This is a genomic window from Haloarcula quadrata (assembly GCF_003634715.1).
GTDB classification, from domain to species: Archaea; Halobacteriota; Halobacteria; order Halobacteriales; family Haloarculaceae; genus Haloarcula; species Haloarcula marismortui.
Window position 1 is genome coordinate 1,966,304 of record NZ_RBWW01000001.1, and the last position, 12,219, is coordinate 1,978,522.

The following is a 12,219-nucleotide window of genomic DNA, read 5'->3' on the forward strand; positions in this document are numbered from 1 at the left end:
TGAACACACATGCCAGAATCTTACCCACGCGAACACATCGAAGACCTCGTCGACGACAACCTGGAGTGGAATCAGCTGCACAACATGATGAGCGATTTCAAGGACGCGGACCGGTTCCAGCAAGTCCGCGACGTCCTGCAGGAGCGGGTCGACTGGGACGACCCGATTGTCATCCCGTATGCTGACCACCTGTACGTCGTCGCGAAGTCAGAGGACCGGTGGGTCATCAAGTGCGACTGCGGCCACGAGTTCTGCGAGCACGACCAGAACTGGAAAGCAGACGCACTCATCAACGTCCGGGACTCCGAGGAGGAGTATCTCGAAATCTATCCCGCGGACATGCACCCACACCCTGATTACATGGAACTGCGCGAGTTCTTCTGTCCGGGCTGCAACACGCTGCTCGAGGTGACCAACGTCATGCCGGGGTACCCGCTCATCCACGAGTTCGAGCCGGACATCGAGACGTTCTACGAGGACTGGATCGACGAGCCGATTCCGACGCCAGAGGGGCAGTCAGCGTAACACCTCAACGAGGATCCCTCCATTCTGTATTCAATCGCGAAAACCCATGCTACAACAGAGTCCGCCGACGCTGAAACAGCTCTACGAGTCAGTCCTCCGTCGATACGAGAGCGCCCCTGCCGTCACATTTGGCGACGAGACGCTGACCTACGCTGACCTCGAGACGGACTCCGCGCGTCTCGCCAATGCGCTCCTGGAGTGTGGTCTTGAACCGGAGGACCGCGTCGGAATCTTGCTATCGAACCGCCCGGAGTACACCGTCGCCGACATCGCACTCGCCCGTGCAGGCCTGGCGAAAGTCCCGCTGAACGACATGCTATCGGCAGCGGACATTGAGTACATGTTGGACAACAGCGATACCAGCGCGCTCATAGCCGGCCCGTCTTTCGCCGAGACAGTCGAGTCAGTCGCTCCGAACGTGCCGACGCTGGACCGGGTCATCTCGATAGACGAGCCAGTCAGTCCGAAACTGAAGCGCACTCACCACGTCGATTCGTTCGATCAACTGCTCGAAACGGCCGAACCGGTGGCCCCGGACGTTTCAGTTTCGAAATCCACCCTCGCTGGCGTCTTCCACACTGGCGGGACAACCGGCGACCCGAAGGGCGTAAAACATACCCAGGAGAACCTCGCGCTGAACGCACTCGCACACGCCGTCGAACTCGATATCCAGCCCCGGGTCACGCTATTGCTGATGACGCCGCTCCCGCACTCGGCTGGTCTCATCATGGCCGGCGGGTTAGCACAGGGGAGCCACCACGTCATCACGCAGGGCTTCGATGCCGAACGCGCCCTCGAACTCGTCGAGCAGGAAGACATCTCGTGGACGTTCATGGTTCCCACGATGGTGTACCGCGTCCTCGACGTCCTCGAACGAGAAACACATGACACCTCGACGCTGGAGACGCTCGTATACGGCGCAGCACCGATGAAGCCGGACCGATTGCGTGAGGGGCTGGAGAAGCTCGGCAACGTCTTTCTCCAGCTGTACGGGCAATACGAGACGCCGGACCTCATCACCGTCCTGCCGAAGACAGCTCACGATCCAAACGACGAGGAGCGGCTGTCCTCGTGTGGCCTCCCGACCACGATGTGTGAAGTAAAGGTTGTCAACGAGAGCGGCGAGACAGTCCCACCTGGCCAGCCGGGTGAGATTATGGCACGTGCCACCTACTCCATGGAGGGGTACTACGAGATGCCGGAGAAGACCGCAGAGACGGTCGAAGACGGCTGGATCCACACCGGAGACATCGGGAAGACGGATGAAGACGGCTATGTTTACATCATCGACCGGGACTCTGACGTTATCGTTAGCGGAGGGATGAACGTCTACTCCGTCGCCGTTGAGGAAGTCGTCCAGCAACACGACCAGGTGGCGAACGTCGCCGTCATCGGCGTCCCGGACGACGAGTGGGGCGAGGCCGTAAAGGCCGTCGTCGTCCCCGAGAGCGACACTGTTGACCTGGCGAATATCAGGTCGTTCTGCCGGGACCGTCTGTCGGACTACGAAGTGCCGAAATCCATTGATGTCGTCGAAACACTCCCGACGACTCCCTACGGAAAGCTCGACAAGAAGCGCCTCCGAGAACCATATTGGCAGGACCAGTCACGCCAGATCAACTGACCCATGATCTCGAAGATCGATCACCTCGGTATCCTCGTCGACGATATCGAAACCAACAGGGGACTGTTCGAACTGCTCGGCCTCAGTGTTGGGGCCATCGAACACGTCCCGGCGTTTGGGGTCGATATCGCGTTCATTCGCGTCGGGGAGAGTCTGGTCGAACTCGTCGAACCAGTCGACCGGGGTTCAGAGATTGCTGCCGACCTCGACGCAACGCCGCAGTCAGCACTGATACACCACGTTGCGTTCCGGGTCGACGATATCGAAACAACACTGCTGGAACTCCGAAACGCCGGCGTGGCACTCGCGGACGAGGAACCCCGTGACGGCGCAGGTGGTGTAAGCGTCGCGTTTCTCGACCGACAGGCTGGTAACGGTGTTCGCGTCGAACTCGTCGAGCGGGAGACGGACGTCGTCTTCAGCTAACAACCGGCAGGAAGCAACTCACGTTATAAGAACAAAACATATGCCGGTATCGTTCGTGACAATACTTAATTAGAGGAGAAACCTCGGGTACCGGTACTAGTCACCAAGCAGACTGGTGATATTGGCTGTTACGGGCTTTCACACGCCAGCTTTCCATAACAGGGGATGCCAGCGGAACAAAACACGATATGATACCAGGCTGGACGCACAGACCGACACTCTGAACTGATGCTCAGAATCGAATTTCAGATACGCCTGGCCGGAATTCCATCGCAGATAGCCGACATCGACAGTCAGGTCAGTAGCGTCGAGATAGACAACGCACTACCAGTCGCCGGTGATTCGGTCTTTCTGTCCTTGACTGCCCAGTTCGGCTCCGACATCTCGCAGGACACGCTCGCGGAGAAGTTGCCCGGCGTACAGATTATAGATATGTCGAAGGCGGACGTGAACCAGCATACGTACTATCTGGGCGTGATAGCGGCACTGTCAGACGCATCGGTCCTCTCTCTCCTGACGGAAAACCAGGCGATTCCACACAGAATCGTCGGGCGGAACGCACACCTCAACGTGGTCGCATCCGTACGCGACTGGAACCATCTCAAGGAAGTCGCAAACACCGTCGAGGACGAACACGGCTCACTGGAGTTGGTCGGGACGACACAGACTGAGACGATCGGGTTTCCGCTCGGCGGCAACAAAATAAAACAGAGCATGTCGGGCAAACTGTCCGACAAACAACTTGAGGTACTGGAGACTGCCTACCGAATGGGCTACTTCAAGGTTCCACAGGAAGTGACAGCCGAGGAGATCGCGAGCGAACTGGACATCAGCAGGTCGACGCTTAGTGAACGGCTCCGCCGGGTCGAGCACAACTTCTGTGAGTTACTGTTCGGGCCACAAGAATGACAACGATCCTCATCATCAATTCGGTCGAGCAACAACCTACTGTCAGGGAGGTTCTGAGCTCAGTTGTCGACGCAGGCGAGACAATTTATTTTCTCCGATTGCCGACCGTTCGCTGTCTCGGCCCGCTCATTCAGGACATCAATCCCATGATCGAATACGATGTGGAGTACACGATTAGCTGTCTCCCCGAGGGGTACGATGTTGCCGAGCTCGTCGAATTCGCAGTCGAAACCGACGCCGACCGGATCTGCATCGGGATCTCCGAACGGACAGTAACGGGCAAAGCTCGAATTGACGACCTGACGGAGTCAGTGTTGCTCCACGACCGGATTTCCGGCGACTTCGTGGTCGGCGAGCACGCCATCATTCTGGAGGAACTCGACTATGCGCAGTAACGCCTCAGTCAACAACTGCGGCCGCCTGTTAGCACCACAACCATCGAAAGAGGAGACCAGCGATGAGTCAAACTGACCAAAACAAGACCGAAGAACGCTGGCAGGAAGCGAAACGAGAAAAAGAGACCGTTCGAGAGAAGCGGCAGCGTAACAAGGGCATTGGATGGGACGGCAGGACGCTCCGCGAGCAATTGGCCGAGCTAGAGGACAAGACGGAGGCGACGGGCCACTACTCAGGGGTCACAGAGCTCTCACTCAAAGAAGACGACCCGATACGGTTCGAACAGCTCTATTCGCGGCTCCGTGGCGATCTTGTAACTGCACGCGAAATCTCGAAAGAAGTCTCCGCGACCCCGATCGTCGAACAGGAGGGTGAACTTTGTTACGGCCTGTTCACCCCGGAAGGTGACTCTATCGCCGTTTCGACGGGTATTATCGTCCACGTACACACGATGAGCGAAGCGATCAAATTCATGATTAACCACGATTACGAGGAGAGCCCGGGAATCGAACCGGGAGACATCTTCGTCAACAACGACCCTCACGTGGGGGACGTCCATCCGTGTGACCTGATGACGCTGATCCCTATCTTTCACAATGGCGAACTCGTCGCCTGGGCCGGCGGTGTCAACCACGTCATCGATACCGGTGCGGTCGGTCCCGGCAGCATGAACGTCTCACAGGCCTCCCGTTTTGGCGACGGTGCATACTACACGGCGCGCAAAATCGGTGAGGAGTTCCAATTGTACAACTCCTGGAAAAAGGAATACCCTGCCAAGACGCGGACGCCGAGCTTCCTGAAACTCGACGAGAGAACCCGTATTACCGGCTGTCTCATGATCCGGGACTCGGTCAAGGAGATGATCGAGAGAACGGGGGTCGAGACGTTCAAACAACTCTCTCGGGAAGCGATCGAGTACGGTCGACGCGGCTTTCGCAACAGAATCAAGAAGACGATGCTGCCTGGGACGTATCGCGGCGCATCTTTCGTCGACGCGCTCTATGAGGGGCAACAGAACGTCACACGCGAATACGCAAACGAAAATCATCTCATGCACGCCCCCTCGGAGCTACACATCCGCGAGGACGGCTCGTTCCAGGTTTCCTTCGAGGGCGCAAACAAGTGGGGCTGGCATCCCTACAACTGTACCCCAGCCGCCATTCAGGGCGGTATCTGGGTGATGCTTACCCAAACTGTGATACCGAATGAACTGGTCAACGACGGCGCATACTACGCCTGTGATTTCCATCTACCTGTCGGGTCATGGGCCAACACACAAAACACTGAGACGGCGCATGCCTACGCCTGGCATTTCCTGGTCTCGGCCTGGGCCCCACTCTGGCAGCACCTTTCTCGGGGATATTACGCACGCGGCTTCTGGGAAGAGATCAACGCCGGTAACGCGAACACGTCGAACTGGCTGCAAGGCGGCGGTATCGACCAGTTCGACAAACTCCACGCCGTCAACTCGTTTGAAGCCGCCTGCGAGGGAGTGGGTGCCCGCTACGTTGCGGACGGTGAGCCCCACGCATCAGCGATCTGGAACCCCGAAGGTGACATGGGCGACGCTGAAGCGTGGGAACAGGTCGAACCGCTGCCGTTCCTCGGGCGCGCAATCAAGCCCAATACGGGTGGTGCTGGACGCCGTGCAGGCGGTGCTGGTTTTGAGTCGATGCGTACAATCAAGGACGTAAGTCGGTGGCTCCTGTACGAGATGGGCAACGGGTACATGACCAGCGACAGCGGTCTCTTCGGCGGCTATCCCGCTGCCTCAGGGTATATCCTGAACGCCCAGGAGACGGACCTCAAGGAGCGCTTCGAGAACGGTGAAGACTACCCGCAGCACGACCTCGACCCGGAAAGTGGCGAGTTCGAGTCCAAAATCGATGGAGACGTGACGCGGCGGCCGGAGGGTATCAGCACGCCCAAAGAGTTTGACGACTATGACATGTATCTGAACTACCTCCGCGGTGGGTCGGGACTGGGTGATCCGCTCGAACGCGACCCGGAAGACGTCCTATCGGACATCCATGATGGATACGTTCTCCCTCGACACGCCGAAGACGCGTATGCGGTCGTAGTGAACAAAGTCAACGACGAGGCAAAACACAACTCCGCCGTCCAAGGCGAATGGGAAATCGACGAGGGGGCAACTGAAGAACTCCGTGAGAAGCGCATGGACGAACGCGCCGAGAAAGCCCAGCCGGCATCGGAGTGGTACGACCAGCAACGCGACCGTATTCGGAACGAGGAGAACCTCATTGACGACGTGAAAAAGACCTACGAGAGCAGTATGCGGATGAGCAAGCAGTTTGCAAGATTTTTCCGGAACTTCTGGGATCTCCCAGAAGACTTCGCGTTTGATCTCAGCTATCAAGCCGAGCAATCGCTAAACAACAGGTTTGACTCCGGACTCCGACCGATGTGGGATAACTACACTCGGCGACACAAAACCTGGCTTGACGTGGACGATGAACCGTACGTCCCGTACACGTGGACAGACCGATCGCTTCAGGACCTCCCGGACTCGGTGTCGACATTCAAGCACTTTGAGCAAACAAGCGACGATGATTGAACTGACACGGAGCGTTCTGCTAGGAAGTCTAATCATAGTGTAACGTTTCAACTGTCGGCGTTTCGAACTGCACTGATCCTTGCGGACGGTGATTCCACCTTGGTGAATCGGCTGAACGATCGCCACACGCCTGTTGAGAAGCAACACATTGGCTGGACACCAATTCTTCAATTGTATCCGCGGCCGCCCGACCACCTGAATGGGCCGGGACTGAAAGGGGCAGGTCGCTCCGGGACGATGGGCGACGCAAGCACCCACTGGAGCGCAGCGAGTGCGCGGCGCACAGCGCCGCGACCACTCGAACGGTGAGCGAAGCGAACCGTGAGAGCCCCTCGACTGGAGCGACCGGGGGCTTTCTCGGCTATCTCTACTTCCTTCCAAAATTTTATACTAACAAATATACACGTAAATTCCAATGTCAGAGAAGAACAATTTACCGGTCCCAGTCGAGGAGACCCGGCAGTACATCCGGGTCACACCGACAGACGAACCAATCGACCCAGACACTGCCACAGCTCAATTCGAACGCCTCCACACCCTCAAATCCCGCAATACCGACACTGCCCTCCTATCCAGATTCACCAACTCCCCACCAACAATCGACATTTACCTTGTCGCACCACCGGAAGACACCCAGACGATCCAGTATTACGTCGGCGTCGACGCCGAAGACCTCCACCAACCACTCGAACGCATCCTCCGCACCCTCTTTCCAGATAGCTACGAGTTCCGAACGGTCCAGTGGGCACCCACACTCCTCCCTGCACAGCCCGCAGCCGGCGTGGAATTCGACGGCCGACCTGACCGTCGAAAGGACTGGCAAACTCGACTCACGCCGTTACAGGAGTTCCAGAACGAAAGCAAACATGTCCGCACGCCACTGGCAAGCGTCGTCGAGGCAATGGCCGCCACCGAGGGGCCGGCACTGTTACAGATCCTCGTCCGGCCCAGGGCCGATTGGTCGACTGACAGAGACCTCCACCGACGCGAACTCGAGGAGGGCCGGGAATCGTGGCTCGGACAGCTCATTGCCACACTCATCACCACGCCCGAGCCAACCCACACAGACACACCAGTCCCCGTCGAAGATCGCGCCCGTCTCGACGAACTCGCCGACCGAGACCCACGACACTCCTTCGATGTCAACATTCGCGCGATCCTCTCCAATGACACTGACCAGCATGTCGCCGACGACCTCGCAACGGCCTTCGCCGAGGTGAGCCACACCACCTACGAACTCACCGGCACCGTCTACACAGACACCGACGCGGCGGACCTCCGAACCCGGGTCTGTGACCGGACGTTTCAGCCCGCTGACTACGACCGACTGAAAAACCGCCTCCCGCTTACCACCCCAACCAGCCCTGGCATCGTCGTCGACGCCAGCGAACTCGGGAGCCTCTGTCTCCTGGACGGAAGCGCGCTCACGACTGCAGCCAGACGCGCCCTTGCGACGACACCCGGCGAACGTCGCATGCTCCCACCGCCACCAGCGTCACATCTCAACCCGTTCCGTGACGACGGCCTTCCACTCGGTCGCCCGCTCTCACAAGACGGTACGGCTCAAGAAAACCCAGTAACGCTCCCACCCTCGCTCCAGTCACTCCACGTCGCGTGGTTCGGCAAAACCGGCTCGGGCAAGTCCACGAGTCTCACGAACGGGATCGTCGCGAATCACGCGGCTACCGATGGTGCGGACATCGTGTTCCTGCCGAAAGGCGGTGGGATGGCCACCGAGTACATGCGCGCTCACTACGCCACGTACGGGAGTCTCGATAGCGTCCTGTACTTCGACTGTGCCGCCCTGTTACCGGCACTCTCCTTTTTCGACATTCGCAAGGACCTCGCGGCTGGCGTCTCGCGGACCACCGCTGTCGAGGACAAGGCCGATCACTACCTCGAACTGCTCGTAGGCATCATGGGCCGTGACAGGTTCGAACAGGCCGTCCGCTCGCCGGATATCATCAGATACCTAGTCAAAGCACTGTTCGACCCGGTTAACGGCGACGACGCGTTCCAGCATCGTGCGCTGCACGCAGCCGCCCAGGAGATGCACGACCGGCAGTCAGCCCCGGCCGTGGCCGACGAGGATCTCGAACGACTGCTGGCTGGCGTTGTCGCGAACAGCGCCCGTTCGTTCGATGAGATCATGCAGGGGGTCGCCAACCGGATCGAGAAGATCCCTGTCGACCGTCGGCTAGCCCGTCTGTTCAATCACGTTCCCGAGGGCGACGGCCCGCATTTCGATTTCGGTGACTTTCTCGATGAGGACGTCGTCATCATCGTCGACACCGGCCGCATTCGGACGGATACCCAGCGCGTCATGACGCTTGTCTTACTGTCGAACCTCTGGTCCGCTCGGCGCCGGCGCGCCCAGTCGACACCCTCGACAGAATCATATAAGCTTGTTAATGTGTATCTCGAAGAAGCCGCCTCGGTTGCTACCTCAAATATCTTACAGGACTTGCTCTCACAGTCGCGTGGCTTCGGTGTCGGGATCACACTCGCGATGCAGTTCCCCGACCAGCTGCGCCGGATCGATGACGCCGTCTACCGGGAGTTACTCAACAACGTCTCGACGTACGTCACTGGCAATGTTCCGACTGATGACCGACTGGCCGACCGCTTTACGACCGCGGATATGTCGGAACAAGAAATGTCCGACCAGCTCAAGTGGCTCCCTCGCGGGGAGTGGCTGGTCCAGTTGCCTGCCCCCTTCGACCACCCCGAGCCACGGCCGTTTCAGGTGAGGTCGTTGCCGCTCCCGGCCGGCGATCCGGACGGCCCCGGACAGCCGATTCCCACCGACGAGATGGAGCCGCTAATAGCGGATGTAACAGCTCGGACACGGTCCGAAGCTGGGCTCACCCTTGCGTCACCGAGTACGCCCGGCGAAACCGACGACGGTAGTGACCCAGCTGGTGAGTCCAGACCTATGCGCGTCGACAGTGCCCTCCCGCAGACGCGTCGGCTCCCGGAAACGGTTTCCTACGACCGTGAGAGTCACGCCCTGCACTGTCAGGACTGTGGGAACCGGTATGATCCGTCTATCGATGGCATGCGGCGTGCGATCGCCTGCTGTGGTGCCATTGCCGATGTTGACCCCGATGATGTGCCGATCTGTACGCTGAATCTGAAGCGCTCGGCCGAGGAACGCGCAAACAGCGAGTGGTCGACGACACAGCTGTGTTTCCTGCAGGCTGTCTACAACGCCCAGCAACTCCGATATGACCCGCTCGAATACGATCTCCTGTCCGATTCGATGCTTCGGTTACAGGAGTATGTCGGAATCGAGAGCGACGCCGTCCAGGACCTGTGTGATGCCGACGTCCTGCGCCACGATACGGATCGCCCCCATCGCCTGTACTCGGTGACCCCTGCAGGCAGGGACGCTATCGGGGAATCGTACCGCCGTGGCGTCGATTACGGTCACGAATGTGGTGATCTTGAGGAATCCAGTGAGCACGTCCTCGCCGTGGAGGCGGCCCGGCTCTATCTCGAACACGAGTACGCCGCGGACACGGAGTCAACAGTGACACAGGTCATTCCTTACTACGAGATTTAGGACGGCTCGCTCCCGGCTGCGACATTCATGGGGACGGATGAAGACGCTGTCGAGGAAGTCTCAGAGTCTTACTCATTGCATCGACTGGACCTTGTCGGGCTGGATGCCGAGGGCGAGATCCGTATTACGCTTGAGGCCGAACGCGTCAACAACGACCATCGACGCGCGGTCCCCGCTGATTTCGATAAGATGGCCGCGTGTGATCCTGACGAAGCTATCTGGGTCGCAATGTCACACGACGCCGCTCATGAGGTTCTTGCCGCGCTCAATGATCCACTGGAGGGCGAGCCACGTGTCGAAAAAACGTATTCCGAAAGCACCCCTGCGAGTTCCTTCACCATTGACGAACCCGGCTTCTCGGACATCATCACGGTCAACCAGCTGCTTGATCGGATCAACCGCCCGGATCCGCGTGACTTGCAAGGCTAATCGGGGGCGATTGAGACTGCCAAATCGGGCCAACACCGTCCTTTGTCGATCTGGGTATGTCCAACCTTGGGCCCCAACCCCGAAACAAGGTGAATAATCGCTGTCGAGCCTAGCTAGATGCGTGGGGAATTCAGCTGGCGAATGCCGTGGCTCACTGGCCAACGGGGCACTTTTCATGGGACAGCGCCCTGCTTGCGGGCAGTCTGGAAATACCGTGAATCCCGAATTTGTTAATCTAAGTTGATAGATATGGCGTACATTGATTTCCAACCTTAGTTGCTGTCTGGCGATTCGGTCTAAAGTTGACACTGATTGGGATATTGGTATGTTCCGCTTGAGCGATCTGTATTTCCCACGCAGCGCCCCGCTCACTTGGCTTTTCGTCGTGTTTCGCCCGCCTGCCCGTTCGTCGCGCTTGTCGCCGGGTGTCTAGGGAGTGCTAGAACCGCTTTGATCTATTCTACCGGGGGTTTTCCCAAGGTTGCCGACAGAGTGAACAACAGAGGATGGGGTAGTTGCTCTATTCTCCGGGCGCTTCCAGCTCCACCAGCGTCAAATCACGATCTAGCATACAGTAGTCATGCGGCGGGTCACCAACAATCTCGGATATCCGATATTCCTCATCAAACTCAGCCCCAGCAGGCTCACAGTAGGGGTGGCTGGGACACTCGGTGTGAGGACAGGGGCCCGGCAGCGACGCCTTACTCCCAGCGTACGCACCCTTCGAGGGGACGTTGGCCTGAATCGGTGCGGGCTCAACCTCGACGGCCCGAACGCCGTTTTCATGCACGGCACAGTCTAGCGTTTGCCCGCTCTGGCGGACGTTGGTGATCCGGTAGCGGTTTCCGGTCGTCAGATTGAGGCATTGGTCGCGGTAGGGACAGCCCTCACAGCCGCTGGCTTCGCCGCGGTAGACGAACTCCGCGCCGACCTCGGCGAGGCGCGTCCCGACGAGCGTGACAGTGGTCATACCGGGCTATAGAACGCCGCCACGGTAAAGCATCATGTCCGCCCGGTCAGGTCGTCCAGTTTATCCAGATACGCCTCGCGGGGCACCTGATACAGCGAGCGGTAGTCCAGTTCGCCGTCGGCGAACCGAGTGGCCAGGTCCACAGCGCCCTCGACGGCAGCGTCGCGGCCCTCGTAGGAATCGGCGTCGCGCTCGACCTCGGGCTCCAAATAGAAGGTGACGTACCAGCTTTCCCCGGTCCGGTCAGCGCCGGGGCGGCGGGTCCGTTTCCCGCGCGTGAGGTAAATAGTCGGCAGGCACGGTGCCGGGAACTGCTCCGAGTCGAATACGTCCGGGCGGTACGCGAGGATGAGCTTCTCGTCGGTCTCGTTCCACACCGTCCAGTCATCGGGGAGGCCCGACAGGTCCATACAGCCGAATCGGTGTGGACGGGCAAGAATCCGCTGGTCCGTCCCAGGCCCAGATACCGGCACTCGGTTGCACGACGGCAACAGCGATGCGCTGAGTTGCGCTGCCGTGTGTCCCGTTCTCGTTCGTCAATCAATCCGGCAACAGATTCACATCAATCCAGCGCTAAACACTGGCCGACCCACCAGAGAGAACAGTTGACAACCGACACAGTATATAAACTAATGCCAAAATAATGAGACATGGTAACATGGGTGTGCCCCGCCATCCCCGCATTCGGACGACTATCGGACCGGAATTTATCGGCGGTATGCACATAAGAGGGCAAAGTTCTTATATGAACAGAACTCGTACGGTAAATAGTATCGGAAACAGTTCGACACTGCTTCCCG

10 protein-coding genes are annotated in these 12,219 nt (G+C 58.9%); 8 read left to right on the forward strand and 2 right to left on the reverse strand.

Annotated features, from left to right (window positions below):
- Nucleotides 1-9: 9 nt before the first annotated feature.
- The 8 genes from BDK61_RS10060 (at nucleotide 10) to BDK61_RS23840 (ending at nucleotide 10,449) form a co-directional block, all read left to right on the forward strand.
- Nucleotides 10-525, forward strand: a complete 516-nt coding sequence (locus BDK61_RS10060) for an acetone carboxylase subunit gamma (protein ID WP_121303152.1) — start codon at nucleotides 10-12, stop codon at nucleotides 523-525.
- 46 nt (nucleotides 526-571) lie between these two features.
- Nucleotides 572-2,149 carry an AMP-binding protein gene (locus BDK61_RS10065; RefSeq protein WP_121303153.1) on the forward strand — a complete coding sequence of 526 codons (1,578 nt, stop codon included), beginning with the start codon at nucleotides 572-574 and terminating at the stop codon, nucleotides 2,147-2,149.
- 3 nt (nucleotides 2,150-2,152) lie between these two features.
- Nucleotides 2,153-2,575, forward strand: a complete 423-nt coding sequence (locus BDK61_RS10070) for a VOC family protein (protein ID WP_121303154.1) — start codon at nucleotides 2,153-2,155, stop codon at nucleotides 2,573-2,575.
- 228 nt (nucleotides 2,576-2,803) lie between these two features.
- A complete protein-coding gene (locus BDK61_RS10075; RefSeq protein WP_121303155.1) occupies nucleotides 2,804-3,484 on the forward strand; it encodes a helix-turn-helix domain-containing protein in 681 nt (226 codons plus the stop codon).
- The gene (locus BDK61_RS10080; protein ID WP_121303156.1) at nucleotides 3,481-3,879 is read left to right on the forward strand and encodes a hypothetical protein; all 399 of its coding nucleotides are present in this window, start codon (nucleotides 3,481-3,483) and stop codon (nucleotides 3,877-3,879) included. The genes BDK61_RS10075 and BDK61_RS10080 overlap by 4 nt, the downstream gene beginning before the upstream one ends.
- A gap of 62 nt (nucleotides 3,880-3,941) precedes the next feature.
- Nucleotides 3,942-6,455, forward strand: a complete 2,514-nt coding sequence (locus BDK61_RS10085) for a hydantoinase B/oxoprolinase family protein (RefSeq protein ID WP_121303157.1) — start codon at nucleotides 3,942-3,944, stop codon at nucleotides 6,453-6,455.
- Between the two features lie 415 nt (nucleotides 6,456-6,870).
- A complete protein-coding gene (locus BDK61_RS23835) occupies nucleotides 6,871-10,020 on the forward strand; it encodes an ATP-binding protein (protein WP_244209754.1) in 3,150 nt (1,049 codons plus the stop codon).
- Nucleotides 10,021-10,047: 27 nt separating this feature from the next.
- On the forward strand, nucleotides 10,048-10,449 hold the full coding sequence (locus tag BDK61_RS23840) for a hypothetical protein (protein ID WP_244209755.1): 402 nt from the start codon (nucleotides 10,048-10,050) through the stop codon (nucleotides 10,447-10,449).
- Between the two features lie 520 nt (nucleotides 10,450-10,969).
- Here the strand turns inward: BDK61_RS23840 and BDK61_RS10095 are convergent.
- Both BDK61_RS10095 and BDK61_RS10100 read right to left on the reverse strand, forming a co-directional pair.
- A complete protein-coding gene (locus BDK61_RS10095) occupies nucleotides 10,970-11,419 on the reverse strand; it encodes a UPF0179 family protein (protein WP_011223423.1) in 450 nt (149 codons plus the stop codon).
- A 32-nt stretch (nucleotides 11,420-11,451) separates the two neighbouring features.
- Complete coding sequence (locus BDK61_RS10100) at nucleotides 11,452-11,829, reverse strand: DUF5820 family protein (RefSeq protein WP_121303158.1); 378 nt, start codon at nucleotides 11,827-11,829, stop codon at nucleotides 11,452-11,454.
- Nucleotides 11,830-12,219: the final 390 nt, after the last annotated feature.

Coding starts and splice junctions, on each gene's coding strand:
- BDK61_RS10060 (WP_121303152.1), top strand. CDS start 10: ATGCCAGAATCTTACCCACGCGAACACATCGAAGACCTCGTCGACGAC.
- BDK61_RS10065 (WP_121303153.1), top strand. CDS start 572: ATGCTACAACAGAGTCCGCCGACGCTGAAACAGCTCTACGAGTCAGTC.
- BDK61_RS10070 (WP_121303154.1), top strand. CDS start 2,153: ATGATCTCGAAGATCGATCACCTCGGTATCCTCGTCGACGATATCGAA.
- BDK61_RS10075 (WP_121303155.1), top strand. CDS start 2,804: ATGCTCAGAATCGAATTTCAGATACGCCTGGCCGGAATTCCATCGCAG.
- BDK61_RS10080 (WP_121303156.1), top strand. CDS start 3,481: ATGACAACGATCCTCATCATCAATTCGGTCGAGCAACAACCTACTGTC.
- BDK61_RS10085 (WP_121303157.1), top strand. CDS start 3,942: ATGAGTCAAACTGACCAAAACAAGACCGAAGAACGCTGGCAGGAAGCG.
- BDK61_RS23835 (WP_244209754.1), top strand. CDS start 6,871: ATGTCAGAGAAGAACAATTTACCGGTCCCAGTCGAGGAGACCCGGCAG.
- BDK61_RS23840 (WP_244209755.1), top strand. CDS start 10,048: ATGGGGACGGATGAAGACGCTGTCGAGGAAGTCTCAGAGTCTTACTCA.
- BDK61_RS10095 (WP_011223423.1), bottom strand. CDS start 11,419: ATGACCACTGTCACGCTCGTCGGGACGCGCCTCGCCGAGGTCGGCGCG.
- BDK61_RS10100 (WP_121303158.1), bottom strand. CDS start 11,829: ATGGACCTGTCGGGCCTCCCCGATGACTGGACGGTGTGGAACGAGACC.